Annotated in this window: 23 protein-coding genes, 1 tRNA gene and 2 pseudogenes; 17 read left to right on the forward strand and 9 right to left on the reverse strand. The window is 58.2% G+C overall.

Going from position 1 to position 25,200, the window contains the following annotated elements; all coding sequences use genetic code 11:
- Position 1: 1 nt before the first annotated feature.
- The 4 genes from pgsA to ABJM11_RS11740 form a co-directional block, all read right to left on the reverse strand.
- On the reverse strand, positions 2–559 hold the full coding sequence (pgsA, locus tag ABJM11_RS11725; protein ID WP_348293459.1) for a CDP-diacylglycerol--glycerol-3-phosphate 3-phosphatidyltransferase: 558 nt from the start codon (positions 557–559) through the stop codon (positions 2–4).
- Between the two features lie 7 nt (positions 560–566).
- Positions 567–2,444, reverse strand: coding sequence for an excinuclease ABC subunit UvrC (gene uvrC / locus ABJM11_RS11730; protein ID WP_348293460.1), 1,878 nt, complete (start codon positions 2,442–2,444; stop codon positions 567–569).
- Entirely contained in the window at positions 2,428–3,093 is a 666-nt protein-coding gene (gene uvrY, locus ABJM11_RS11735) for a UvrY/SirA/GacA family response regulator transcription factor (RefSeq protein WP_348293461.1), read from the reverse strand. Before uvrY ends, uvrC begins: the two co-directional genes overlap by 17 nt.
- 102 nt (positions 3,094–3,195) lie before the next feature.
- Entirely contained in the window at positions 3,196–3,447 is a 252-nt protein-coding gene (locus tag ABJM11_RS11740) for a hypothetical protein (RefSeq protein WP_348293463.1), read from the reverse strand.
- A 118-nt stretch (positions 3,448–3,565) separates the two neighbouring features.
- Here ABJM11_RS11740 and ABJM11_RS11745 point away from each other — a divergent pair, with 118 nt between their 5' ends.
- The 5 genes from ABJM11_RS11745 to ABJM11_RS11765 are packed head-to-tail and all read left to right on the forward strand — an operon-like array spanning position 3,566 to position 6,470.
- Positions 3,566–4,270 carry an AzlC family ABC transporter permease gene (locus ABJM11_RS11745; protein ID WP_348293464.1) on the forward strand — a complete coding sequence of 235 codons (705 nt, stop codon included), beginning with the start codon at positions 3,566–3,568 and terminating at the stop codon, positions 4,268–4,270.
- Positions 4,263–4,595, forward strand: coding sequence for an AzlD domain-containing protein (locus ABJM11_RS11750; RefSeq protein WP_348293466.1), 333 nt, complete (start codon positions 4,263–4,265; stop codon positions 4,593–4,595). The genes ABJM11_RS11745 and ABJM11_RS11750 overlap by 8 nt, the downstream gene beginning before the upstream one ends.
- A gap of 9 nt (positions 4,596–4,604) precedes the next feature.
- The gene (locus tag ABJM11_RS11755; protein WP_348293468.1) at positions 4,605–5,204 is read left to right on the forward strand and encodes a DUF938 domain-containing protein; all 600 of its coding nucleotides are present in this window, start codon (positions 4,605–4,607) and stop codon (positions 5,202–5,204) included.
- A 28-nt stretch (positions 5,205–5,232) separates the two neighbouring features.
- Positions 5,233–5,508 (forward strand): acylphosphatase, encoded by a 276-nt coding sequence (locus tag ABJM11_RS11760; RefSeq protein WP_348293470.1) that lies wholly within the window; start codon positions 5,233–5,235, stop codon positions 5,506–5,508.
- A gap of 11 nt (positions 5,509–5,519) precedes the next feature.
- A complete protein-coding gene (locus ABJM11_RS11765; RefSeq protein ID WP_348293471.1) occupies positions 5,520–6,470 on the forward strand; it encodes an AEC family transporter in 951 nt (316 codons plus the stop codon).
- A 306-nt stretch (positions 6,471–6,776) separates the two neighbouring features.
- Here ABJM11_RS11765 and ABJM11_RS11770 read toward each other — a convergent pair whose 3' ends face one another.
- Complete coding sequence (locus ABJM11_RS11770; protein WP_348293473.1) at positions 6,777–7,814, reverse strand: IS110 family transposase; 1,038 nt, start codon at positions 7,812–7,814, stop codon at positions 6,777–6,779.
- 100 nt (positions 7,815–7,914) lie between these two features.
- Between ABJM11_RS11770 and tnpA the strand changes: the two genes are divergently transcribed.
- From tnpA to tnpC (ABJM11_RS11805), 7 genes and pseudogenes are all read left to right on the forward strand, one after another.
- Entirely contained in the window at positions 7,915–8,289 is a 375-nt protein-coding gene (tnpA, locus tag ABJM11_RS11775; RefSeq protein ID WP_348293475.1) for an IS66-like element accessory protein TnpA, read from the forward strand.
- Positions 8,286–8,621, forward strand: coding sequence for an IS66 family insertion sequence element accessory protein TnpB (gene tnpB / locus ABJM11_RS11780; RefSeq protein WP_348293476.1), 336 nt, complete (start codon positions 8,286–8,288; stop codon positions 8,619–8,621). The genes tnpA and tnpB overlap by 4 nt, the downstream gene beginning before the upstream one ends.
- A 75-nt stretch (positions 8,622–8,696) precedes the next feature.
- Positions 8,697–9,731, forward strand: a pseudogene (gene tnpC / locus ABJM11_RS11785) (IS66 family transposase); the annotation flags it as partial.
- A gap of 751 nt (positions 9,732–10,482) precedes the next feature.
- Positions 10,483–11,712, forward strand: coding sequence for a site-specific integrase (locus tag ABJM11_RS11790; RefSeq protein ID WP_348293477.1), 1,230 nt, complete (start codon positions 10,483–10,485; stop codon positions 11,710–11,712).
- Positions 11,709–12,677 (forward strand): tyrosine-type recombinase/integrase, encoded by a 969-nt coding sequence (locus ABJM11_RS11795; RefSeq protein WP_348293478.1) that lies wholly within the window; start codon positions 11,709–11,711, stop codon positions 12,675–12,677. The genes ABJM11_RS11790 and ABJM11_RS11795 overlap by 4 nt, the downstream gene beginning before the upstream one ends.
- Positions 12,674–13,690, forward strand: a complete 1,017-nt coding sequence (locus ABJM11_RS11800; protein WP_348293479.1) for a site-specific integrase — start codon at positions 12,674–12,676, stop codon at positions 13,688–13,690. Before ABJM11_RS11795 ends, ABJM11_RS11800 begins: the two co-directional genes overlap by 4 nt.
- Before the next feature lie 123 nt (positions 13,691–13,813).
- Positions 13,814–14,368, forward strand: a pseudogene (tnpC, locus tag ABJM11_RS11805) (IS66 family transposase); the annotation flags it as partial.
- A gap of 65 nt (positions 14,369–14,433) precedes the next feature.
- On the opposite strand, the gene ABJM11_RS11810 reads toward tnpC (ABJM11_RS11805), so the two are convergent.
- Positions 14,434–14,524: transfer RNA gene (locus ABJM11_RS11810), tRNA-Ser, on the reverse strand.
- Positions 14,525–14,808: 284 nt separating this feature from the next.
- On the opposite strand from ABJM11_RS11810, the gene ABJM11_RS11815 reads away from it, so the two are divergent.
- From ABJM11_RS11815 to ABJM11_RS11825, 3 genes are all read left to right on the forward strand, one after another.
- On the forward strand, positions 14,809–18,087 hold the full coding sequence (locus ABJM11_RS11815; protein ID WP_348293481.1) for a carboxyl transferase domain-containing protein: 3,279 nt from the start codon (positions 14,809–14,811) through the stop codon (positions 18,085–18,087).
- 84 nt (positions 18,088–18,171) lie between these two features.
- Positions 18,172–18,705 carry an isochorismatase family protein gene (locus tag ABJM11_RS11820; protein ID WP_348293483.1) on the forward strand — a complete coding sequence of 178 codons (534 nt, stop codon included), beginning with the start codon at positions 18,172–18,174 and terminating at the stop codon, positions 18,703–18,705.
- A 76-nt stretch (positions 18,706–18,781) separates the two neighbouring features.
- Positions 18,782–19,432, forward strand: a complete 651-nt coding sequence (locus ABJM11_RS11825; RefSeq protein WP_348293484.1) for a cupin domain-containing protein — start codon at positions 18,782–18,784, stop codon at positions 19,430–19,432.
- A gap of 11 nt (positions 19,433–19,443) precedes the next feature.
- Here the strand turns inward: ABJM11_RS11825 and ABJM11_RS11830 are convergent, their stop codons facing one another.
- Positions 19,444–19,971, reverse strand: coding sequence for a lipocalin family protein (locus ABJM11_RS11830; RefSeq protein ID WP_348293486.1), 528 nt, complete (start codon positions 19,969–19,971; stop codon positions 19,444–19,446).
- A 571-nt stretch (positions 19,972–20,542) separates the two neighbouring features.
- Between ABJM11_RS11830 and ABJM11_RS11835 the strand changes: the two genes are divergently transcribed.
- Together ABJM11_RS11835 and ABJM11_RS11840 are read left to right on the forward strand one after the other, a co-directional pair.
- Positions 20,543–21,604, forward strand: coding sequence for a Glu/Leu/Phe/Val dehydrogenase (locus ABJM11_RS11835; protein WP_348293487.1), 1,062 nt, complete (start codon positions 20,543–20,545; stop codon positions 21,602–21,604).
- A gap of 64 nt (positions 21,605–21,668) precedes the next feature.
- A complete protein-coding gene (locus ABJM11_RS11840) occupies positions 21,669–23,078 on the forward strand; it encodes a sodium-dependent transporter (protein ID WP_348293488.1) in 1,410 nt (469 codons plus the stop codon).
- Positions 23,079–23,153: 75 nt separating this feature from the next.
- On the opposite strand, the gene ABJM11_RS11845 is transcribed toward ABJM11_RS11840, so the two are convergent.
- The gene (locus tag ABJM11_RS11845; RefSeq protein WP_348293490.1) at positions 23,154–24,341 is read right to left on the reverse strand and encodes an MFS transporter; all 1,188 of its coding nucleotides are present in this window, start codon (positions 24,339–24,341) and stop codon (positions 23,154–23,156) included.
- Positions 24,342–24,350: 9 nt separating this feature from the next.
- Positions 24,351–25,178, reverse strand: a complete 828-nt coding sequence (locus ABJM11_RS11850) for a protein-glutamate O-methyltransferase CheR (protein WP_348293492.1) — start codon at positions 25,176–25,178, stop codon at positions 24,351–24,353.
- Positions 25,179–25,200: the final 22 nt, after the last annotated feature.

Below are 25,200 nucleotides of genomic sequence, written 5' to 3' on the forward strand. Positions count from 1 at the left end.
CTCAGCCTACGTTTTTCTCCGGAAACAGGTCTGGCCAGGCAGCCTTGAGATAGAGAATCATTGACCAGAACGTCAGCACGGCCGCGACGTACAGCAGTACCATTCCGACCTGGTTCCAGAACACGCCTGAGGGAAACGCCAGCAGCATGACAATGGCCACCATCTGGGCCGTTGTTTTGACTTTGCCGATGAACGATACCGCCACACTGCCCCGGCTTCCGATTTCCGCCATCCACTCCCGCAACGCTGAGATCACGATCTCGCGACCAATAATCACGGTCGCGGGGATGGTGAGAATGAAACTGGCATGGGACTCAATCAGCACCGTTAGCGCAACTGCTACCATCAGCTTGTCTGCGACCGGGTCAAGAAAGGCTCCGAATGGGGTGCTCTGATCCAGCTTTCTCGCCAGATATCCGTCCAGCCAGTCAGTAGCCGCGGCCAGGCCGAAAATACCGGCGCTGACGAAGTAGCTCCAGTGGGCCGGCAGATAATAGATGACCACGAAAACCGGAATCATCAGGATGCGGGAGAGAGTGAGGATGTTGGGTAGATTCATGCTGTCCCTATTCGTCATGCAGTACTGCGTAGATAGTTTCGGCCAGGTTCCTGCTTATTCCCTGAACCTTGGACATTTCGTCAACACTGGCCTTGCGAAGCTCCTGAATGCCCCCAAAGTAACGGATCAGGTCGCGGCGACGCTTGGGCCCGACGCCCTCGATACCTTCAAGCGTAGACTGCCGACGCTTCTTGTCACGCCGCGCCCGATGCCCGGTAATTGCGAAGCGGTGTGACTCATCCCGGATGTGCTGGATGAGGTGCAGCGCGGGAGAATCTGCCGGCACCCTGTAAAGGTCTCCCGTCATGGCGTCGATCAACTGTTCCATGCCCGCACGCCGGGTCACACCCTTTGCCACGCCGATCAGTGGAATATCCGTAACACCAAGCTCATCAAACACTTCCCGGGCAATGTTCAACTGCCCCTTACCCCCGTCAATGAAAACCAGGTCGGGGCGTTTACCTTCACCGGCCACCATGCGCTTGTACCGGCGTGTCAGCACCTGGCGCATCGCGCCATAGTCATCCCCGGCGGTAACGCCCTCAATGTTGTAGAGGCGGTAGTCGCTTTTCAGCGGCCCATTCTCGTCGAAAACCACGCAGGATGCGACTGTGTTTTCACCATGGCTATGGCTGATATCAAAGCACTCCATGCGTGCAGGCGTTTCCGCGAGCTCAAGCAGGTCCCGCAGGGCAAGCAACCGGCGATACACGGTCTCTTTGCTGGCCAGATGGGATAGCAGCGTCTGGCGGGCATTGGTCATGGCCAGTTCGAGCCAGCGCCGGCGTTCGCCCCGGACATTCTTGCGAACGCGGGTGTCACGGCCCGCGGATTCCGTGAGGGCCTGTGACAACAGCTCCTGCCCTTCCACGTCCACTGGCACCAGGATATCGGGTGGAATTTCCCGTCGGGTGCTGCCACCGAAGTAATACTGCCCCAGAAAAGCGCTTAACAGTTCGCCTTCCGACTGCTCGATGCTGTATCGCGGGAAATAATCCTTGGTGCCCAACACACGACCGCCGCGCACGATAATCACCACAACACACACCACACCGGCGTCCTGGGCGATGGCAACCACATCGGCGTCACCGCCCTCACCGTCGACACTCTGTTGTTCCTGAACGTGGCGCAGGTGATTGATCTGGTCCCGGTAGGCAGCGGCTTTCTCGAATTCCAGGTTTTTCGAGGCCGTCTCCATTGCCGTCATCAGATCCTGGAGGATAGCGGGGTTCTTCCCTTCCAGGAACATGGTGGCATGACGTACATCTTCCCGGTAGTCCTCCGGCGAAATGTATTCTACGCATGGTGCGGTACACCGATTGATCTGGTATTGCAGACAGGGGCGGGTTCTGTTTCTGAAATAGCTTTCACTACAGGATCTTATGCGAAATATCTTCTGTAGAATGTTAAGACTTTCCTTGACGGCCCCGGAGCTCGGGAATGGCCCGTACCAGGTGCCACCACCCTTTTTTGTGCGCCCACGACGGAATGTCAGTGACGGGTAATCGTCGTGTGACGACAGGTAGATGTAGGGATAGGACTTATCATCCCGCAGCAAGATGTTGTACGGCGGCCGCAGGGACTTGATGAGGTTCTGTTCAAGCAGCAGCGCTTCGGTTTCGCTGCCGGTGATGGTGACCTCGATAGAATTGATCCGGGACACCAGTGCCTCGGTTTTCGGGGCGAGGCCTGACTTGCGAAAGTAACTGGTAACGCGTTTTTTGAGGTTTCGGGCTTTGCCCACATACAGAACATTGCCACTGGCGTCGTACATGCGGTATACGCCGGGCCTTTCCGTCAGTTGTTTCAGGAAGCTTCTGGTGTCGAACTCCCTGTCGTACTCTGCCGCGGCAGTATCCGCTGGAGAGTCAGACCTTGTCGGCATCGAGCAACCCGAGCCTGACCGCCATCAGCGCCAACTCAACGTCACTGGAGATTTCCAGTTTCTCGAAAATCCGATAGCGGTAACTGTTTACGGTTTTGGGGCTGAGGCAAAGCTTGTCGGAAATGTCCTGCACCTTCTGGCAGTCGACCACCATCAGCGCGATCTGCATTTCCCGCTCGGACAGCCGGTCAAACAGCGTTAACTCGCCGTCCTCGTCCCGTGCATCACCGCCCCCGAGCTGTTTGAGCGCCATTTTCTGGGCGATTTCGGGGCTGATGTAACGCTGCCCGGAATGGGCCATGCGGATGGCTCGCACCATTTCCCTGATGTCGGCCCCTTTGGTGATGTACGCAGAGGCGCCCGCCTGCATGACCCGAGTGGGATAAGGATCGTCTGCACAGGCGGTTACAACAATCACACGAACCGCATCATCAATACGCAGGATGCGGCGTGTCGCTTCGAGGCCGCCAATACCCGGCATGCGGATGTCCATCAGCACGATGTCGGGGCTGTCTTTACGCACAAAATCAATGGCTTCCTCGCCTGAGGAAGACTCGCCGATGACGTCAATATCGGGGCTGTCCGCCAGCATCCGGGTAATACCGGACCTGACCAGTTCATGGTCGTCTACAACCAACACCCTGATCAAAACTCACCTCGCACGCGGCTTCTATTGGAATTCACGAATTGTACCGGTTAAGGGTGCCCGGCGGTAGGTGCATCCATCAATACCGGCACCCTGTCACACCCTTTATTCCGGAATACCCAGGCTCGCAGCGTTCTCAACCGGGTCAAACCAGACCACCAGATCACCGCGCCGGACCGCAGATTTCACACGTTCCCGCTCCGCCATTGGATTCTCAGTATCATTGAGCCCGTGGTACCGGGTGCAGTACTCATCCACAAGCCCGTCAAGCTGGTCCTCCGAAAGCAGTCCCGCGTCTACCACGAACATCTCTTCCCGGGGATCCGGCTGGGGCTGCTGGCCCGTTTCGTCGGTCATTGTCCGCTCCGCCTCAAACCCACAATGGTAATGGGTTTGCCAGGGATGTAGAAGGCCCGGCTTCTCAATATCCATGGGATTCTCTATCATGCCCTGCTTCCATATAGTCGGGGCAATTATGAACCAGTCCGTCTTTCGTTTAACACTGCCTATTCTGTTCGGCTACCTGCCCCTGGGCATGGCCTTTGGCGTACTGTTTACCACGCAACTGGATTACCCCTGGTGGGCCGCACCTGCCATGGGCATCCTGATTTATGCGGGCGCCGGCCAGATACTCGCAGTCAGCCTGCTGGCAGCTCAGGCGGGACTTCTGGAAGTATTCATCGCCATGTTCGTGCTGAATGCCCGCCACCTCTTTTATGGGCTGTCACTACTGGGCCAGTTTCAGGGCGCCGGATGGCGCAAGGCATATCTGATTTTTGGCTTGACTGACGAAACCTATTCCCTGCTGACAAGCCGCGCCCGATCAGCAGACAGGCCCCATGAGCAGGCGGTGGATTTCCGAATTACGCTCTTCAACCAGTGCTATTGGGTAGTCGGCTGCGCCCTTGGCGCACTTCTGGGGGCCAATGTGGCTTTCAACAGCACTGGCATCGAATTCGCTCTGGTGGCCCTGTTCATCGTACTGACAATCGAGCAGTACAAATCTCTAGGCGATGCATTTCCGGTGGTTGTCGGGGCTGCTGCCGCTGCGCTGGCAATCTTTGTTTTACCGCCGACGCACCAACTGATCGGAGCGATTGTCGTGGTCAGCGTGGTGTTGCTGGTGCAATACCGTCGGCTCCAACACAGCCCGAATACGGAGGGTGCCGGCCATGGATGATCACTGGTATCTGGCGGGCTTTATCATGGTGGCCACAGTGGCCACCTTTGCCACCCGTGTCATTCCGTTCGTGTTTTTCCAGAAACACACGGAACACCCGCTGGTCCGGCATCTCGGACGTTACTTGCCTGCAGCGGTCATGGCACTGCTGGCGAGTGTCTTCCTGCAACGCTCGGCTACTTGGAACAATACGCTTCCGGGGGCTGATGCACTGCTACCGGCTATCCTGGTAGTAGCGATCCACCTGTGGAGGCGCAACGCGCTTCTGTCCATTGCCTCCGGCACGATAGCCTATATGGCTATACTGCAACTGAACCTGCTATAGGGGTAAATGATGGCTCACGACAAGCCCTTCTCCCAGGCCTGCGAAAACAACAAGCAACCCATACTTGAACGTATCAGGAGTATCTTTACCAGCCCGGGCACAATACTGGAAATAGGCACCGGTACGGGCCAGCACGCTGTGCATTTTGCATCAGCATTGCCCCATCTTGTCTGGCAACCCAGCGACCGCCCCGGTGCCAGCCACCACTGTCTTGGCTGGATCAAGGATGCCGCCCTGACGAACCTTCTCCCGCCCGTTACACTGGACGTTGCCTCTGAGCGCTGGCCATTAGACCACCTGGATGGTGCCTACTCAGCGAATACCGCGCATATCATGGCCTGGGAGGAAGTCGAAGCGATGTTCAGCGGCCTGGCGGAGCGAATGACCACAGGCATGCCCTTTTGTCTTTATGGCCCGTTCAGTTACGGTGGGCGGCACACCAGCGACAGCAATCGCCAGTTTGACCACCACCTCCGCAGCCAGGCACCACACATGGGCGTCCGCGATATGGATGACCTGCTAGACTTGGCAGAACGAGCGAGCTTCCGGCTGGAAAGCGATTATGAAATGCCCGCCAACAATCGATTGCTGGTGTGGCGTAAACCATAGACAGCCATCGAAGAAAGGGAGGATGCGTATGGGTCATCAGAGGCTGACAATGCTTATAAGCGGTAAAGTGCAGGGCGTTTACTATCGCGCCTCGGCTGCCAAAAAAGCCACTGAACTTGACATAACCGGCTACGCGCGAAACCTGCCTGACGGACGCGTAGAAATCATAGCCGAGGGCTCCCAGGCCGCGCTTGTCTCGTTCAGACAATGGTGCAATGACGGTCCACCGGCTGCAGACGTGGACACGATCCATGCCGAAGAGAGCTCGGCCACTGGTGAATTCACCAGCTTCGAGGCGCGGTAACCAGTTACAGGATGGCGCTCCTCGCGACGTTTTTACACACACTTGAAATCACCCTGCCGGTCTTCGCTATGGTGTTTATCGGCCTTGGCCTCAGGCGCCTGGGCTGGATAGACGCCACCTTTATCAACACCGCATCAGCGCTGGTATTCCGCGCCACCCTGCCCACTCTGGTATTTCTCAGCATTGTAAGGGCGGATCTTGATACAACACTCAACCCAGCTCTGCTGAGCTTTTTCGTTATCGCCACGGTGGCCAGCTTCCTTTTTTGCTGGCTCTGGTCCCTACGGGCCGTGCCGCTGGCAGACCGGGGTGTGTACGTTCAGGGCGCGTTCCGGGGCAACTGCGGCATCGTCGGCCTCGCCCTGGCCGCCAGCCTCTACGGCGACTACGGGCTATCCGCCGGCGGCCTCCTTCTCGGTGTAGTGATCATTTCCTACAACGCGCTTTCGGTGGTTGTGCTGACCACTTACCAACCGGGGCAAGCGGCCAGTTGGGGACGCATCCTTGGAGACATTACCCGCAACCCGCTGATACTCGCAGTGGTGATTGCCGTTCCTTTCGCCTGGTCCGGCCTGAGCTTACCCGACTGGGTGATGACCAGCGGTGACTATTTTGCCTCCCTCACCCTGCCCCTGGCATTGATGTGTATCGGCGGCACACTGTCACTGAGCGCCATGCGCAATGACCGCAAACTGGCAATCAGTGCCAGTGTCATGAAGATGATCACGCTCCCTGTCCTTTGCACACTGGCCGCCTGGCTGTCGGGATTCGAGGGGCGAGAGTTAGGGCTGATGTTCCTCTTCTTCGCCAGCCCGACAGCGGCAGCCAGTTTTGTGATGGTCAAGGCATTGGGAGGAAACGACCGCCTGGCCGCCAACATTGTGGCATTGACCACGCTGATGGCCAGTCTGACGGTGACTCTTGGGGTCTTTGTGCTTCGCACCGCGGGGATTGCATGGTAAGCGTCCGGTAATCCCATCTTGAGCCAGGCGCTGCCGCCGTCAGGATAGTGTCCACTTATTTTCTAGTGGACATATATGGACGCCTCCCCGTAGTCAAGGGGTAGCTGGTGATGAAGCGGTGGTTCGCGGACATATATCCGGCGTCTTGATGGCGGCTTCAGCCGCCGCGCCTCGATGAGTTCCGTGCCTTGCCGCCTATACACTTAAGCGGTTTGGGTCAACGCTTGTCCACTTTCAGGTTCTGGCAAGGACGGATAACCGGTTGCTTCATCGGGTACTGCAAACTCACAGGGTGAGCACTGCCTTTCAGGGTGTTGCAAACGCCTTTCTCATATCGAATGCCTCTCCTTTGGATACGACCGCCCAAGCCAGTCTGGCCAGTTTGTTTGCCAGTGCCACGACGGCCTTATTGAAGCCGCGCCGCTCCCGTAGCTGGTTGACCCAGCGTGCCAATGGGTGATCCCAGCCCCAACGGCTGCAACCGGTAGTGATCGCTCGGGCTCCGTGGATAAGCTGGGTGCGGAGGTAGCGGTCGCCATTCTTGGTGATTCCCAAGAGCTGCTGGTGCCCACCGCTACTACGCTGTCGCGGTACCAAGCCAATCCAGGCCGCGCACTGGCGCCCGGTGCGGAACTGGTGTCCATTGCCGATGCGCCCAATCAAGGCCGAGGCGACCAGCGGACCCACGCCTGGGATCGCCTGTAGCGCTAGCCAGGCCGGCTGTTGTCTTGCCAGGACATTGAGCTCACGGGTCACTTGACGAATGAGATGATCCCAATGCTTGAGTTCGTCATAGAGCCTGGCGAGGCACTGGCGCGCGACAGGTGATAATCCATTCTCGGCATCTTCCAGAACGCCGGGCAAGGCGGAACGCAGAGTGCTCAGACCAATAGGAAAAATGACACCATACTCACTGGCCAGCCCACGGATCTGGTTACCGATGGCGGTGCGTTGCTGGACATAGCGCTGGCGCTCCGCATGCAGCAGCATCAGATCCTGCTGTGCCAGGGGCTTCACAGGCACAAAATGGATCCCGGGACGGGTCGCCGCTTCACAGATCGCCAGCGCATCGCCGGCGTCGTTCTTGTTCACCCGGGCGAAGGGCTTCACGTGCTGCGGCGGGATCAGCCTGACCTGATGCCCCATGGCCTGGAACAGCCGCCCCCAGTAGTGAGCACCGCCACAGACTTCCATCGCGATGAGGGTCGGCGGCAATTGCCGCATCTCATCGAGCAGCCGAGGTCGCTTCACCGCCCGGTTGAACAGCACCTTGCCATGCGGGCTAAGCGCGCAGAGCTGAAAGACATTCTTTGCCAGATCGATCCCAAGAATCTTAATATCCATGGTGGACGCCTCCTTTATCCTTCGACTTGGACTTCATACACTCAAGTCTGGCGCAATTGACGCCGATTCGGGAGGGGAGGCGTCCATCTCATCACTTAACATGAACGACTTAAGCGTAACCAAGCCCTACCAACGCCGTCGCCGGTTTTCCCGTGAATTTAAAGCCCAGATTGTTGCCCAATGCTTGGAACCCGGTGCATCGGTTTCCCGGATCTCACTGGATAACGGTCTCAATGCCAACATGGTCCGGCGCTGGATGAGTGAGGCGCAGCGAGCGGATAGAACACCAGCAACACCGGGATTTGTTCCGGTTAATCTGCCTGCGGCAACCTCTACACCGAGCCACCAATCGGTCTCGGATAAGAGTAGCACCATCCGCATTGAGATCCCCCGCACCGGCGGTGCAGTTGTGGTGGAGTGGCCTGCGGAGCAGGCGCATCAATGTGCTGCCCTGTTGCGGGACCTGCTGGGATGATCCGCATTGACGAGATCTGGCTGGCTACCGAACCGCTGGACATGCGAGCCGGGCCCGACAAGGCCCTGGCACGGGTGGTTCAGGTCTTCGGTTCTGCCAAGCCCCATTGCGCCTACCTGTTTGCCAACAAAAGGGGCAACCGGATGAAGGTCTTGATCCACGATGGCCTGGGCATCTGGTTGTGTGCCCGCCGGCTGAACCGGGGCAAGTTCCACTGGGGCGAATCCTGGCGCGGTGACCAGTTGCGCCTGACCGAAGAGCAGTTGTCCGCCCTGGTTCAGGGCCTGCCCTGGCAGCGTCTTGGGGCCGACGGCGTCATCTCCATCCTGTAACCACAAGCTGAGTGATGTCGCCATAGCCAAAACTGCGAATCGCTTGCAGCACAAGGGCTTGGCATACTAAGGGGCATGACTCAGCGCCCCGATATCAACCACCTCTCTGCCGATCAGCTCCGTGCCCTGGCGACGGAACTGATGGACTCTCTGGACGCCAAGGATCAAGTCTTGGGCCGGAAGGAGCGGGAGTTGGTGCGCAGCAACGCCATCATTGAGAAGCTGACCCACGAAGTAGCCATCCTCAAGCGTCACAAGTACGCCCGTCGCAGTGAGCAACTCGACGCTGTTCAAGGGAAACTGCTGGACGAACTGATCGACAGCGATCTGGCGGCGATCGAAGCCGAGCTGGACCAGGCAATGACCGAGGAGCAGAAAGCGGCTCGCCCCAAGCAAACGCCCAAGCGTACACCGCTGCCACCGGAACTGCCCCGCACCCTGATCCACCACGAACCGGACAATACCGAGTGCCAGTGCGGCTGCCAGCTTAAGCGTATTGGCGAAGACGTCAGTGAGAAGCTGGATTACGTCCCGGGCGAGTTCACCGTGGAGCGCCACATCCGGGGCAAGTGGGCCTGCGACAAGTGCGAGACTCTGATCCAGGCACCGGTACCACCGCAGGTGATCGACAAGGGTATCCCCACCGCCGGCCTGCTGGCTCAAGTGCTGGTGGCCAAATACGCGGACCATCTGCCACTGTACCGCCAGGAACGCATCTTCGGTCGCGCCGGCCTCGAAATCCCACGTTCCACTCTGGCTGAATGGGTAGGTGCCTGTGGTGTGCAGTTGCAACCTCTGGCGGATGCGCTGAGAAGCGCCTTGCTGAAACACGGCGTTCTTCACGCCGATGAAACCCCCGTCAGCATGCTGGCCCCGGGCAAGAAGAAAACCCACAAGGCTTACGTCTGGGCCTACTGCACCACACCGTTCTCGGATCTGAAAGCCACCGTTTACGACTTCGCGCCGAGCCGAGCGGGTGAACACGCCCGCATCTTCCTGGGTGACTGGCAGGGCAAGCTGGTGTGTGACGACTACGCCGGTTACAAGGCTGGGTTCGGTAACGGCATCACCGAGATCGGTTGCATGGCCCATTATCCCGAGTCGGTTTTTATCCGGAGTAAAACTCCAGATCGTAGTGCCTGTAGGCGATGCTCAACATTAATTGTCGGGATAAAATACCAATTAGAATTCCGCAATCCAGGCGTCAGATGCAGCTCCGATTTGAGACGCCCCTCTCGGGCGAAGCCTATGTGGTGGCTCAAGGGTGGCGAATGGCGAGATTACCAACCTGCCCATTGCACCCGCAGGGCGGTTGTTCGTTCTCGCGACACGGTACCTATTCCCGTGTAACGCCCGCTGGTACGCGGATACCTCGCTGGTATTGCCCGGAGGGTCATTGCACTTTCAGCTTGTTACCAGACTTTCTGGCCTCTCATCTGTCGGGAACACTTGCATCCTTGGAGCAAGTCGTCCTGCACGTCGAACACGTCGGCAGTGTGGAAGCTGCTGCAAATGCGTTAAGACCTGACAATATTTCCTTACCCAGCGCAGTGCGATGGACCCGCTGCCGGATCAGACTCGTACGAGAGTCATTGGCTGGGGTATTGGATACGGCACCGGCGATGTTTCCCGACTGCCATCCCAGCATCACGTCCTTCCAGAACCGGCTGCGTCGACCCAGAGTTTTGGCGTGCCTGCGTTCCCGGCTCGCATCTTATCTGCCAAGACTGCCTGCACCCTTGGGATATGACCGGCGCGGCTCCCATTTACAATACATCCAACACAACTCTGGGGCAGACCCACCCACGTATCAGCATTAACGTTGTCACTATGGCATTGACGCCATAAGCGGAGATGAACAGTGCACAGCGAGAAGACGCCATCCGATTTTGAGACGCGATTAGCCAAGGTACAGACTGTATGGCGGGATAACCGCTGTCTCAAGCCATCTTCGCTTGGCCAGTATCTCAACTGGATCCGCCGTTTCCATCACTACTGCATGGCTGAAGCCCTTGATGCCGATGAACAACTGACGCGGGCTCGTGTAAATATCTTTGCTCAGTGGTACGCACGACAACGACGGATTGATGCTGAGCATGCTTGCCAGCGGGCGCAGTCTGCACTGCGGGCCTGGGCACTTGGTCTAAGCACCCTGGGCGTCAAGGTCCCTCCGTGGCAAGCCGGGATGGATCATGTTTTTCAACCCGAACCCCGACTACACGATTTCGCCGAACATCTACGGCAGCACCGCGGCAACCCGGAAGGTACCATCAAGAAGAAGCTGACCCATATTCACAGCTTCTTGGGGTTTATCGGTGCCCAGCATCGTTTAATGCGACCCCTGTTGCTAACAGATATCGATGACTTTCTGATGGAGTGCAGCAAACGCTATGCCCGCACAACCACCGCGGACATCAGTTGTAGCCTGCGCAGCTATTTGCGTTTTCTGTTGGCCACCGGAGAGCTGTCCAGCGATCTTGCACCATCCGTTGTGACGCCGGTCATACGCCGCTATGAACAACCACTCCGGGCACTGCCGTGGGATGATGTCCGCCGCATCTTGGCGGCCATTGATCGCAATACGCCCGTCGGGTTGCGTGACTATACGGTGCTCTTGCTGATGAGCAGTTACGGTTTGGGGGCCGGCGAGGTGATCCGCCTTACGCTCGACGATATCGATTGGCAAGCTGCCACCTTGAGTGTCATGCGGCCAAAGACCGGTGTCGCGTTCGTGCTGCCACTGTTGCCGGCGCTTGCCGAGGCGTTGGTCAACTACCTCAAGCATGGGCGTCCCCGTCGGGCACCGACGCGACATGTATTCCTGTCAATGAGAGCGCCGCATCATCCCTTGAGTGCGTCTTCGGCGATACGGCATATGCTCGTCGGTCATGCGAGGACGGCTGGCGTTACGGCCGCGTACCTGGGCAGCCATGTGCTGCGCCATACACATGCATGCCGGCAGATGGAGCAGGAGACCTCGCCCAAGGTACTGAGCGATATTCTCGGCCACCGTTCGCCGGAGTCGCTTTCCGCCTATGTGCGCATTGCCACCGAGCAATTGCGCCAACTGCCTCTTCCGGTGCCCCGGTGACGCTCATCAGCGCGGCGGAACTCGCCGAAGACATAGCCCATTTTGTCGCCTTCAAGCGTGCGATAGGGCACTCGTACCGGCGCAGTGAGCTGACGTTGAAGAGCTTTCAACGTGCTGTCGAACAACGGGCCGGTTTGTATAGCAAGGTGCCGCTTGAAGCCGTGCTGCATGAATGGTTGTTGCGTAATCCACACCGGCAACCTGTCAGCGTAGGGCTGGAGTTTGGCGTCATCCGCCAACTGTGCCTATATCGTCGCCGTCGGGACCCGGCCAGCTTTGTACCCGAGCAGGCCTGGGCGCCTATTAAGGAATCGATCTTTCTACCGTATATCTTTACCTATGACGAAGTCGTCCATCTCATTGCCGCAGCGAGCGTTCATGATGCCCGTAACCTTGCTGCGGGCATGCTGCGCATGCTGTTGCTGATACTCTATTGCACTGGCCTGCGACTCGGGGAGGCGACCCGGTTGCAGCTGGCCGATGTGGATCTGGAACAGCAGTGCTTTCTTGTCCGGCAGAGCAAGGGAAAGACCCGGATTGTACCGTTTCTGGACGATCTGGCCCGCGAGCTAGGTGACTGCCTGCTGCTACGCCAACGCATCCTGGAGACAACGGCAACGGATGACCCGGGCGCACTGCTGCTGCGCAATACCGGTCAAGCACTGCTGGTGAAGGCCGCTTCAGAAGCTATTCGTCGGCTTCTGCGTCGGGAAGGGCTCAAGCCCGCTAATGGCCGAACAGGGCCACGCCCCTACGAGTTCCGGCATGCCTTCGCCGTGCACCGGCTGACTGTCTGGTATCACGAGGGCGTCGACATCCATGCCCGCCTGCCCTGGCTTTCAGCCTATATGGGCCATGTTGACGTGCTCGGTACTCAAGTCTATCTGAGGGCGACACCGGAATTGATGGATCTTGCCAGCCAGCGCTTCGCTCGACACTGGTACCACAGTGGTAAAACGCCATGAGCCGAGAGCCCAAAGATCCGCTGCTGGCATACGTTGAGAGCTTCTTCCACGACTATTTGCAGCGGCTGCAAGGCGCCAGCGCACATACCGTGCGCGCCTATCGCGATACCCTGCGGCTTCTTTTCATTTATCTTGCGAATACCAAGGGGTGCGCCGTTGCCGACTTGCAAATAAGCGACCTGCGGGTCGATGCGATTGCAGCCTTTTTAACCCAGTTGGAATCGGTGCGCGCCAACACAGTCGTCACACGCAACTGCCGACGCGCCGCGATACGCAGTTTCTGCAAGCATCTGATCCGCGTTGACCTTCCGCATGCCGAGCAGTATCAACGGATCCTGGCCTTGCCCGCGAAGAAGTCCCGACAGCCTCTGGCAACCTATCTGGAAGCCGAGGAAGTGCATGCCATCATCGACCAGCCTGACCGCCACACAGCGCTCGGCCAGCGGGATCATGGGCTACTGCTGTTTCTCTACAATACTGGGGCTCGCATCAGTGAAGCCCTTGCCGTTCGTTGTGCAGACCTGCATCTGACACCGCCACGACAGGTGCGTCTCCATGGCAAGGGCAGAAAGGATCGGCTTTGCCCCTTGTGGCCCGAGACCACTCAGGCACTGCAATGCTTGCCTGCCGTACGCAACAACACACCAGGTAACTTTATCTTTGTGAATCGGCAGGGCGAACCGCTGACGCGTGACGGTGTGGCCTATTTGCTTCGCAAGTATGTGACTGCCGCGATTCCGGCGGCCCCGACCTTACAGCGCCGAAAAATCACCCCGCATGTACTTCGACACAGTTGCGCGGTCGCGCTGCTACAGTCGGGCGTAGACATTACCGTCATCCGTGACTATCTCGGTCATGCCAGTGTCGCGACCACCAGTCGCTATCTCACAACCAATTTACAGATGAAGCGAGCAGCACTTGAAGCCTTTTGGGAACGCGCAGGTATCACACCGGTGAATGCAACACCGTGGCAGCCCAGCCCCGACCTGCTCACCTTTCTGGCCTCGCTATAACGGACAGTAATTTTATCCCGTGAAGATACAACCTCAATGCCACGTGAGCACTGGACTCCTCAGAGTCCACTCCGGATAAAAACTGACTCGGGATAATGGGCCTTATGCGGAGCTCCACATAAGGCCCACGCCCGGCGCAAGTTCTATGACCTGCACGAAGCCAACCAGAGTGAACTGGCGGCCAAGGCGCTGGAGTACATCGGCGGACTCTACGAGATCGAGCGGGACACCAAAGACCTGCCACCGGATAAGCGGCAGGAAATCCGGGAGGCGAAAGCCAGACCCATTGCTGATGTGCTGCATCAGTGGATGCTGGCCCACCGACAGAAAGTGCCGGATGGCTCCGGCACGGCCAAAGCATTGGATTACAGCCTCAAACGCTGGGAAGCACTGACGCGCTACCTGGACGATGGTGCTGTGCCCATCGATAACAACTGGGTGGAAAACCAGATCCGACCGTGGGCACTGGGTCGCTCCAACTGGCTGTTTGCAGGGTCACTGCGCAGTGGTCAGCGTGCTGCGGCAGTGATGACACTGATCCAGTCGGCGAAGCTGAACGGGCATGATCCCTATGCTTACCTGAAGGATGTGCTGACCCGCCTGCCGACGCAGAAAAACAACGCCATCGACGAGCTATTGCCTCACAATTGGAAGCCGGCTATTACTGACAAGGTGTGATGGCCGGACGCTTACATTGCATGAAGCCAATAAAAAACCCCAGCATTTCTGCTGGGGTTTTGTATTGGCGGAGAGGGAGGGATTCGAACCCTCGAAACGCTATTAACGTTTACACACTTTCCAGGCGTGCGCCTTCAGCCACTCGGCCACCTCTCCAATACTCTTTAAATAAATCGTTCCAAATCAGCAACGTCGTCGCTCATTTGAGGGCGCAAACTCTAATGGTTTTATGCCGGTTTGGCAACTCCAATTTTAAAATCGTTTTGCCAGCCGTACGGTCAATGCGGGTGCTGGCTGGTGATTAAACAGGTGCAGCATGAGGTTCAACCATCAATACGATTGATATTCAACGATAAGTAAAGATCACTTCAACCCCTGACACGACGGGTCTAGGCTATTGTGTTGCTTCGAACAATAATTTCCAGAGGATACCCTTTTCCATGCCATTCAAACGCCTGCTGATTGCCAATCGTGGTGAGATCGCCATCCGTGTTGCACAAGCTGCAGCTGAACTGGATATACCCACGGTGGCCGTGTATGCCACGGATGATGCCCAGTCGCTGCACATACGAAAGGCAGATGTTTCGGTTGCCCTGGACCAGGCCGGACCGGCGGCCTACCTGAACGGGGAGCAGTTGCTCAGCGTAGTCAGAGAGTATCACTGTGATGCCATCCACCCCGGCTACGGGTTTCTCAGTGAGAGTGCGGAGTTTGCGAGACTGTGCGAACAGGCCGGCATCTTCTTTATCGGGCCTTCTCCGGCGGTGCTTGATGTCTTTGGCGACAAGGCAAGTGCCCGACAGCTGGCAAAGAAACACGGGGTACCACTGATCCATGGCACCAATGAGCCCACCAGCCTTGAGGCGGCCAGGTCCTTCCTGGAATCCCTTGGCGAAGGCGGGGCCGTTATGCTCAAGGCTATCGCCGGAGGCGGTGGCCGTGGCATGAGGCCGGTCTATTCCAACGAAGAACTGGAGCCTGCGTTCCATCGCTGCAGGTCAGAGGCGTCTGCGGCGTTTGGGAACGGCGATCTGTACGTCGAGCAACTGATCCCCGAGGCTCGACACATTGAAGTTCAGATTATCGGTGATGGCACGGATGTCACGCATTTGTGGGAGCGGGACTGCACCCTGCAACGGCGTCATCAGAAAGTCATGGAAATGGCGCCGGCTCCGGGCCTTGCAGCGGGCGTGCGAGAACAGCTGTTGGCCGACGCGGAAATGCTTGGCCGCGCAGTAGGCTACCGCGGGCTGTGCACCGTCGAGTTCCTGGTGGATACACGAACCGGCCAGTATGTATTCCTGGAAGCCAACCCCCGGGTGCAGGTGGAGCACACGGTTACCGAAGCCATCACCGGCCTGGATCTGGTGCAACTCCAGATCCGCATTGCCGCCGGCCTGACGCTGGCTGATGCCGGAATAACCAGCGCCCCTGAGCCCAGGGGCCAGGCGGTACAATTGCGGATCAATCTGGAAACCATGGCGGCGGATGGCAGCGCCAGGCCGACAGGCGGGCAGATTACTGCCTATGAGCCACCGAGCGGCCCGGGTATCCGGGTCGACGGGTACGGCTACAGCGGTTATGTCACCAGCCCGGCCTACGACTCCCTGCTGGTGAAACTGATTGTGCATTCCGAAGGTGATTATCCCGCCCTGCTCCGTCGCGCCTATCGTGCCCTGTGTGAATTCCGGCTCGACGGTGTGCCTACCAATATTCCGTTCCTGCAGAACCTGCTTCAACACAGTCAGGTTCGTGACAATATCATCTCTACCCGGTTTATCGACGCTCACGGCAAGGAACTCGCACCAGCCGATGAGAACCCGCACCCCAGTCACTACTTCAGTGGAACCGGTCCTGCCGAGTCCAACGATTCAACTGTCGCTACCGGGCCGGAAGGGTCAGACCCGGTCACGTCGCCAGTACAGGGCATCGTCGTCAGTATCGACGTGGAACCTGGCCAGGTGGTTGTTGAAGGACAACAGGTGGCCATACTTGAAGCCATGAAAATGGAATTTGTGATCAACGCCGGGCAAAGCGGTCGTGTCGTCGCATTGACTATCAGCGCCGGAGACGCTGTCTACGAAGACCATCCGCTGATGTTTATCGAGCCCGAAGAGATCACCGGGGTAGAAGTTGCCACGGAAGAATCCCTGGACCTGGAGCACATCCGCACAGATCTGCAACAGGTCATCTCGCTTCATCAGCAAATCGGTGACGAAAAACGGCCGGACGCAGTCGCAAAACGCCGTAAGGCCGGCCAAAGAACGGCCCGGGAGAATCTGGCGGACCTGCTCGATAGCGGGAGTTTCATGGAATACGGCGCGCTGGCACTTGCCGCTCAACGAACCCGCCGAAGCCCTGAGGAACTACAGACCCTCAGCCCCGCAGACGGCCTCGTCGCCGGGATCGGTACCGTTAACGGCCACCAGTTTGGCCCGGAAACGTCACGGTGCATGGCCATGAGCTACGACTACACCGTATTTGCCGGAACCCAGGGCGTCATGAACCACAAGAAAACCGACCGCATGTTGGCGCTGGCTGAAAAACAACGGCTGCCACTGGTGTTTTTCACCGAAGGGGGCGGAGGCCGGCCCGGCGATGTGGACTGGGTTGGCGTCGCCGGGCTGGATTGCACTACCTTTATGCGCATGGCCAGGCTCAATGGCAGTGTACCGCTAATCGGCATTGCCTCCGGCCGGTGTTTTGCCGGTAATGCTGCCCTGCTGGGCTGTTGCGATGTCATCATTGCCACCGAAAACGCCACCATCGGCATGGCGGGCCCGGCAATGATCGAAGGTGGCGGCCTTGGGCGGTTCATGCCTGAAGAAGTCGGACCAGTCTCTGTCCAGAGTGCCAATGGCGTCATTGATATCGTCGCCCGGGACGAGGCAGACGCCACCCGTATTGCCAAACAGTACCTCGCCTTCTTTCAGGGCGACCTGCCCGCGGGCGCCCGTGCCGACCAACGGGAGTTGCGGCACCTGATACCGGAAAATCGCCTGCGGGTCTACGATATCCGGAAGGTGATAAACGCCCTCGCAGACCACGATTCAGTGCTGGAATTGCGCAAGAATTTTGCGCCGGGACTGATAACCGCCCTGGTTCGCATCCAGGGCAAGGCCTTCGGGGTTATCGCCAACAACCCCGCGCATCTGGGAGGAGCCATCGATGCCGCCGGCGCGGACAAAGCCGCCCGTTTCATGCAGCTGTGCGACGCCCACGGCCTGCCTCTGCTCTCGCTGTGCGATACGCCCGGTTTTATGGTTGGGCCAGAGGCTGAACAGCAGGCTACCGTGCGCCACGTGTCCCGACTGTTCGTCACTGCCGCCAGCATGACCGTCCCGTTCTTCACGGTAGTGCTGCGCAAGGGCTATGGTCTGGGTGCCCAGGCTATGGCCGCGGGCAGCTTTCACGCGCCGATGTTCACCATCGGCTGGCCCAGCAGTGAGTTCGGCGCCATGGGGCTGGAGGGCGCTGTCCGCCTGGGCTTTGCCAAAGAACTGGCAGCCGTGGAAAACCAGAACGAACGCAATGCGCTGTTCGACGAACTGGTGGGGAAACTTTACGAGCGTGGCAAAGGCGTCAGCATGGCAAGTTTCCTGGAAATTGATGCGGTGATCGACCCTGCGGAAACCCGGGACTGGCTGATTCGGGGGCTGAACTCTGCAGATCCGGCGTCCCTGGACGGTGGTCACCGGGCGATGGTTGATACCTGGTAGCCAAACGGCAGCGGAATCCGGCGCCGGGTTTATGCAATACTGGGCACAGGGACCTGACACCATGAGTGCCTTAAGGAGATTGTTATGCTGATGAGTGCCGACCAATCAACACTGGTATTGGTAGACTTGCAGAAGAAGCTGATGCCCGCAATCAATCACGGCAACCTGGTACTGGCTGAAAGCCTCAGGCTGTCGCGAATTGCGAAACTTCTGGAGGTGCCGGTGATCGCCACGGAACAGATTCCGGAAAAACTGGGACATAACGATGACGACATTGCCGGATTTGCCGACCAGACCATCACCAAGATCCACTTTGACGCCTGCGGCGGCGGCGGCCTGGTCGGTGCCATTCCCCATGATCGTAATCAGGTTATTATTGGCGGCTGCGAGACTCACGTCTGCATGCTGCAGACGGCCCTGTCATTGCTGGCCGCCGGTTTCGGTGTCTGGGTAGTGGAGAACGCGACTGGCTCCCGCTATGACAACGATCGGGACGCCGCCCTTGAGCGTCTGCAACAGGCCGGCGCGACCATCGTTACGGTGGAGATGGTAGCCTTTGAGTGGATGCAACACTGCGAGCACCCACGCTTTCGGGACGTTCAGAAGTTGATCAAATAACCCGGGCCACAAACAGACACATCCGGCACCGTACAGCCGTCGTAGTTACTGCCAGATTGCTTAACCGGAGACTGTCATGCTCAACATGGATTTCAGCCAGAAAGTCGTGGTCCATACCCGGGATCAGGAATGGGCTCCCAGCCCGGCAGGCGGTGTGCTCCGAAAACCGCTTGCGCGAGAGGAAGCAGAGCGTGGGCATGCCACCAGCATTGTCCACTACGAGCCCGGTGCCAGTTTCAAGCGCCACGAACACCCTCTGGGTGAAGAGATCCTGGTTCTTGAAGGCGTGTTCTCTGATGAAACCGGCGATTACGGAAAAGGCACCTATCTGCGAAACCCACCCGGTAGTGGCCATGCTCCTTTCAGCAACGAAGGCTGCACTCTGTTCGTAAAGCTCCACCAGTTCGATGAACGCGATACCGCGACGGTCCGCATCGACACCAATACAGCGGAATGGTTACCCGGCATTGGTGGCCTGGAAGTCATGCCACTGCATGAATTTGAACACGAGCATGTGGCACTGGTTAAGTGGCCCGCAAAGGAAACGTTCCAGCCCCATCGACACTTCGGCGGCGAGGAAATCCTGGTGTTGTCGGGCGAGTTCTGTGACGAAAACGGGCGCTACCCTGCCGGGACCTGGCTGCGAAACCCCCATATGAGTCAACATCACCCCTTTGTGGACGAGGAAACGGTCATCTGGGTAAAAACCGGGCACCTTCCGGTCTGAACCTCACAGGACTACTGGTTGCGGTTCTGATCGACGAGGATTAACTCTTCCAGATCAAAGCCTTTTTCCCTCGCCACCTGTCTGAACTGTGTCAGGGCTTCATCACCGACAGTGGGTGTTTTCGACAGGAACCAGAGGTAATCCCGGTCGTATCCGGTGATATAGGCAAACCGGTAGTCCTCATCCAGCCTGAACACCACGTACGACGCATAAAAGGGACCGAAGAAAGACACTTTCAGGTGCCCGCTGGCCTCATCGCCAACGAACACCGCACGGCCTTCCGCCTCCTCCCACTTGCCGCTCTCTTCCGAATAGCCCCGGTTGATGACGCGGATGCTGCCATCCTCCTGAAGCGAATAGTCCGCCGTGACATTGGACAGGCCTTCCTCAAAGGAATGGTCCAGACGGGCGATTTCATACCAGGTGCCCTCATAACGCTCAACGTCCAGATTGCTGACAGGATCAATTCCCTCAGGGACGCCTGTGCACCCCCCGATCAGGGCGAGGACAGAGACGATCAGGGTCTTTGTAGTGGGCATGCGATGGACTCCTGCAGAAGATATAAGCCAGACCTGGCGACCAATTCCCGCCAAAGTTAAAATTTACGTTTACGTAAAGTAGAGCTATCTGATTGTTACCTCTACAGTTTTCAATTTCGCGAGAAAATGTGTGATTCCGAGCCATTGACGATGATGTAAAAGCTATCTAGTCTTTTTTCCGTCGGGCCCCAAAAGGGCCCTGCAATGAAATCATTGCCAACCGGCCAACCCGCCGGGGCACAACAACAAAACGACCACGAAAGCCGTGATCCGGCCTGGTGGAAGAGGATTTCAGTATGTCACCGGTAAATCAGTCCCTGATAATGGGCCTTTGCGCCCGTATTCTGCAACTCCCGTCAACACCCTTTCTTACGCGTTCCGCTTTCCTGACACGATCGCCTCGATCGAGCCTGGCCCAAGAGGCCATCCTCGCGCGACTGTCGCTGCCTGAATCCGGCATTTAACCGGTCCGTCACTCAATACCGATACAGGGTCGGCTGCACCGCAATCAGCGCACGCATCCGCAACCCGGGCGGATACCTGTCCGAACGCGTTTAAAGGAACCAGAACAATGACTGTATTTACACACCCGGAGTTCGACAACCACGAACACCTCACTTTCTGCTGCGACCCTGAAACAGGGCTACGCGCCATCATTGCCGTCCACAACACTGCCCGGGGCCCGGCTCTGGGCGGTTGCCGAATGTTTCCCTATGCCAGCGACGAGGAAGCACTCCGTGATGTGCTGCGTCTGTCCCGGGGTATGACCTACAAATCCGCTCTCGCCAACCTGAATCTCGGTGGCGGGAAATCCGTCATTATCGGCGACCCCCGTGAGCATAAAACCGAAGCCTTGCTGGAATCCATGGGCCGTTTCCTGGAGCAGCTGGGCGGGCTCTACATCGCAGCCGAAGACTCGGGCACCAGTGTTGCCGACCTGAGAATCATGGGCCGTCACACCGCTAATGTGGCAGGCATAAGGGAAAGGCCCGGGTTCGACGGCAAACCAAGCAATGGTGACCCGTCACCTGCCACGGCCTGGGGCACATTTGTGGGCCTGCAGGCGGCAGTGAAGCACAAACTCGGCCGCAGCGATCTGGAAGGGCTGAAAGTGGCTATCCAGGGCATTGGCAACGTTGGTTACCGCCTGGCTCAACATCTCACGGAAGCCGGTGCAAAACTGTGGGTCTACGACATCCATCAGGACCAGATGGACCGGGCAGTAGCGGAACTTGGCGCAACACCGGCAACGGCTGAGGAAGTGCTCTACCTGCCGGTGGACGTGGTGGCCCCCTGTGCCATGGGCGCAGTGCTGAATGATCAATCCATTGCCAGGCTCCAGGCCCCCATTGTTGCCGGTGCAGCGAACAACCAGCTTGCCAGCCAGGCACACGACCAGGTGCTGTGGGAACATGGCGTGCTCTACGCGCCGGATTTCGTGATCAACGCCGGTGGCATCATCGACGTCTATTACGAGCGCACCGGCCCGGACCCCGATGCGGTACGCAAACACGTAGACACCATTGCACATACCCTGCAGGAGATTTTTGAGCGGTCAGACCGCGATGGCCAGCCGACCGGGCAGATCGCCGACCAACTGGCTGAAGAACGGTTCCGGCCTATATCCCGTTGATGGTGGCGGCCTCGCTACCATCATTGATGTCCCCGAAAACAACAACAGTAAACAGGAGAACACAATGAGTAATGCTTCTTCATCCGCCGCTGCAGGTGGTGCCATGGACAGGGCGGCGGCCGAACGTGGGCTATGGTCCTCCCGTCTCGCGTTTATACTGGCTGCGACTGGTTCTGCGGTAGGCCTTGGCAATATCTGGAAGTTTCCTTACATCACCGGTGAGAACGGCGGCGGCGCCTTTGTTCTGGTGTACCTGCTGTGCATCGCGGCCGTAGGCGTGCCGATCATGATGGCCGAGGTTCTGATCGGCCGCCGTGGTGGCCACAGCCCTATCAACAGCATGCGGGCGATCACCAGTCACGAGGGCCTGAAACCGGCATGGCGCTGGGTGGCCGCGATCGGTGTGCTGGCCGGCTTCCTGATTCTGTCGTTCTATTCAGTGATCGGTGGCTGGGCCATTTCCTATGTGGGCACCGCAGCCACCGGCCAACTCGCGGGTCAGAGTGCCGAATCCATTGGCGCTATCTTCACCGGGCTCTTGGGCGATCCCTGGAAGTTGCTGATGTGGCATACCCTGTTCATGGCACTGGTCATGGTGGTGGTTGCCCGTGGTGTCCGCTCCGGCCTTGAGCGTGCTGTGAGCATACTGATGCCGGCGCTTTTCGTGCTTCTGCTGATTGTTGTGGGTTATGCCATGACGACCGGCCACTTTGGGCAGGCAGTGAGCTTCCTGTTCCAGCCGGACTTCTCCAAACTCACTACTTCGGGCGTTCTGGTGGCGCTCGGCCATGCCTTTTTCACGCTCAGCCTGGGCATGGGCGTCATGATGGCTTACGGCTCGTATCTGCCGAAAAACATTTCCATCGCAAAAACGTCTGTCGCTGTTTCTGTAATGGATACTCTGGTCGCACTGCTGGCAGGGCTGGCCATTTTCCCGATTGTCTTTGCAAACGGCCTTGAGCCGGGTGCGGGGCCCGGGCTCATTTTTCAGACTCTGCCGCTGGCGTTTGGCCAGATGCCCATGGGTAGCCTGTTTGGCACGCTGTTCTTTGTGTTGCTGATTTTCGCCGCCTGGACGTCCGGCATTTCGCTGCTGGAACCCCTGGTGGAATGGCTGGAAGAGCAAAAAGGTATGAACCGCACCCTGAGCACCCTGGGTGCCGGCATTGCATGCTGGTTGCTGGGTATCGCTTCCATTCTGTCGCTGAACCTGTGGTCCGATGTGGCGCCACTGGGCATGTTCGCAATGTTCGAAGGTAAAACCATCTTTGACTTGTTGGACTTCCTTACCGCCAACATCCTGCTTCCGCTTGGCGGGCTCCTGGTCGCGGTATTTGTCGGCTGGTTCCTGTCCCGTAAGGTACTGGAGGAGGAGCTGTCCATGTCACCGGCGGTATTTACCGCCTGGTATCGCGTGCTGCGGTATTTCACACCGATCGCCGTGGCCATCGTGTTCGTCTATAACCTGGTTTAGTGCAAACGGCCACAGGCGCTCCCCTGAGCGCCGGTGGCCGCCTCTCCTGCTATCCTTTCCCGCTACTCTGTTCTGCTACTCCGCCAGTTCCTTCGGTGCCGGCCGGCCCAATAACCAGGCCGCCATCAATACGCCATGGAGGACCAGGAACGGCACCGCAATCAGCAACAGTCCGGTCCACTGGACCATTGCCAGTACCGCACCGGCACTCATTGCGGCGGTTGCCTGGGACCCGAACACTATCAGGTCATTCAGGCCCTGAACCCGGAAGCGCTCTTCATCCTGATATCCCTGCGGCAGTAACGTGGTGCCACCCACAAACAGGAAATTCCAGCCGATACCGAGCAGGATCAGAGCAGACAGGTAATGATGGAAAGTAATACCACTGAAGGCCAGCAACACACATCCGAGATAGGCCAGTAATCCCAGCCCCATCATCCGTGGAATACCCACCACCCGAATCAGCCAGCCGCTAACCAGTGACGGGAGATACATGGCCATGATATGAATCTGGATAACCCGCTTGGCATCGTCAAGCGAGTGATCGGCAACTTCGGTCATGCTCAAGGGGGTCGCAGTCATGATAAAACTCATGATCGCATAACCGATGGCAGCAGCACTGATTGCAGCCCAGATCACCGGCTGCCTCAGTATGGCGACCATTGCGCGGCCGCCGCCCGCTGCAACTTCCCTCACATGTTCGCCACTGGCGCGATACCCGGCCACCAGCACTATCATGGCGAGCACCTGCACCGCACCCAGGGCAAGCCATCCGCCCATGAAGGGGTACTGCGCCTGGGCACCACCGCCAGCCAAAGCAATTTCCGGCCCCAGCCAGGCCGCCACCAGCCCGCCCAGTAATACTCTGGCGGCCGCTGTCCCCGCCATGTCGGGAGAAACCGACTCCATGGCCGCAAAACGATACTGGTGCACCACCGCCAGCCCGGTGCCACCAACCATGGCTGCCGCACACAATAATGGAAAACTGGCCGTCCAGGCAGCCAATGCCCCCAGGCTACCGGCAACGGTTCCGGCCAGAGCCCCCAGCAACATCACCGGCTTGCGCCCAATGCGCTCCATAAGCCAGGTAGCAGGTTTGATCGCCAGCACCGTGCCCACAACCACAAGCCCGACCGGCAGAGTGGCCAGTTCGGGTGACGGGGCCAGTAAACGGCCATGAATACTTCCGATGAAAACAATGAAAGGCGCTGTGCACATGGCAAGTGCCTGGGCGGCAACCAGTATCCATACATTGAGGGGCATAGGGCGGACCTATTTCTTCCTGTAAATGATCCCGGGGTGGCACTGCACCATTTCGTAAAGATGAGGCAACCCGTTCAGCGATTCCGACGCTCCCAGTATCAGGTAGCCGCCAGGATTGAGGGTGGCATGGATACGGGTCAGAATGTCCTTTTTCAACTCCGCCGAAAAGTAGATCAGTACGTTCCGGCACATCACGAGATCGAACTTGCCCAGCATGTAGCGCTCAAGCAGGTTCAGTTCACGGAACTCCACCATGGTCTTGATTTGGGGCCTTATCTGCCAGCTGCCGTTCATGGCGGGGGTAAAAAACTGCTTCTGTCGCTCGGGCGAGAGCCCACGGCCAATGGCAATCATCTCGTACTCGCCACGGCGCGCCACTTCCAGAACACTTTTGGAAATGTCTGTGGCGGTGATTTTTACGTCCCGGAGCTTACCCGGCCGCTGCCGCCGGAATTCTTCAATGATCATGGCCACGGAATAAGGTTCCTGACCGGTTGAGCAGGCCGCAGACCAGATACGCAGGGACTGGGTATCCTTCCGGTCGCCGAATTCAGGCAACAATTTGTCCTGCAGGATACGAAACGGGTGGTTGTCACGGAACCACAGGGTTTCGTTGGTGGTCATTGCATCGATAACCACTTCTTTCAGGTTACTGCGACCAGAACGCTTCACCCGCTCCAGAAGGTCGCCCAGGGTATTGAGCCTGTTCTCCTCCATGATTCTGCGGAGGCGACTTTTGACCAGGTACTGCTTGTTTTCCCCGAGCAAAATGCCACACGCATCCTGCAGGAACGTTTTGAAGGCCTCGTATTCCTGTGGCGTTATTTCAGCTTTCATCAGATCTCAGTATTGGGTGAGT

The sequence above is a fragment of the Marinobacter sp. genome (genome assembly GCF_039977835.1).
Lineage (GTDB): Bacteria > Pseudomonadota > Gammaproteobacteria > Pseudomonadales > Oleiphilaceae > Marinobacter.

Bases quoted from the DNA above. Each gene is read 5' to 3' on its own strand.
- ABJM11_RS11765 (WP_348293471.1), top strand. From the start codon at position 5,520: ATGGCGCTCCTCGCGACGTTTTTACACACACTTGAAATCACCCTGCCG.
- ABJM11_RS11750 (WP_348293466.1), top strand. From the start codon at position 4,263: ATGGATGATCACTGGTATCTGGCGGGCTTTATCATGGTGGCCACAGTG.
- ABJM11_RS11740 (WP_348293463.1), bottom strand. From the start codon at position 3,447: ATGACCGACGAAACGGGCCAGCAGCCCCAGCCGGATCCCCGGGAAGAG.
- ABJM11_RS11820 (WP_348293483.1), top strand. From the start codon at position 18,172: ATGCTGATGAGTGCCGACCAATCAACACTGGTATTGGTAGACTTGCAG.
- ABJM11_RS11845 (WP_348293490.1), bottom strand. From the start codon at position 24,341: ATGCCCCTCAATGTATGGATACTGGTTGCCGCCCAGGCACTTGCCATG.
- ABJM11_RS11840 (WP_348293488.1), top strand. From the start codon at position 21,669: ATGAGTAATGCTTCTTCATCCGCCGCTGCAGGTGGTGCCATGGACAGG.
- uvrC (WP_348293460.1), bottom strand. From the start codon at position 2,444: ATGCCGACAAGGTCTGACTCTCCAGCGGATACTGCCGCGGCAGAGTAC.
- ABJM11_RS11760 (WP_348293470.1), top strand. From the start codon at position 5,233: ATGGGTCATCAGAGGCTGACAATGCTTATAAGCGGTAAAGTGCAGGGC.
- ABJM11_RS11850 (WP_348293492.1), bottom strand. From the start codon at position 25,178: ATGAAAGCTGAAATAACGCCACAGGAATACGAGGCCTTCAAAACGTTC.
- ABJM11_RS11770 (WP_348293473.1), bottom strand. From the start codon at position 7,814: ATGGATATTAAGATTCTTGGGATCGATCTGGCAAAGAATGTCTTTCAG.
- ABJM11_RS11835 (WP_348293487.1), top strand. From the start codon at position 20,543: ATGACTGTATTTACACACCCGGAGTTCGACAACCACGAACACCTCACT.
- pgsA (WP_348293459.1), bottom strand. From the start codon at position 559: ATGAATCTACCCAACATCCTCACTCTCTCCCGCATCCTGATGATTCCG.
- ABJM11_RS11830 (WP_348293486.1), bottom strand. From the start codon at position 19,971: ATGCCCACTACAAAGACCCTGATCGTCTCTGTCCTCGCCCTGATCGGG.
- ABJM11_RS11815 (WP_348293481.1), top strand. From the start codon at position 14,809: ATGCCATTCAAACGCCTGCTGATTGCCAATCGTGGTGAGATCGCCATC.
- tnpA (WP_348293475.1), top strand. From the start codon at position 7,915: ATGAACGACTTAAGCGTAACCAAGCCCTACCAACGCCGTCGCCGGTTT.
- ABJM11_RS11755 (WP_348293468.1), top strand. From the start codon at position 4,605: ATGGCTCACGACAAGCCCTTCTCCCAGGCCTGCGAAAACAACAAGCAA.
- ABJM11_RS11800 (WP_348293479.1), top strand. From the start codon at position 12,674: ATGAGCCGAGAGCCCAAAGATCCGCTGCTGGCATACGTTGAGAGCTTC.
- ABJM11_RS11745 (WP_348293464.1), top strand. From the start codon at position 3,566: ATGAACCAGTCCGTCTTTCGTTTAACACTGCCTATTCTGTTCGGCTAC.
- ABJM11_RS11825 (WP_348293484.1), top strand. From the start codon at position 18,782: ATGCTCAACATGGATTTCAGCCAGAAAGTCGTGGTCCATACCCGGGAT.
- tnpB (WP_348293476.1), top strand. From the start codon at position 8,286: ATGATCCGCATTGACGAGATCTGGCTGGCTACCGAACCGCTGGACATG.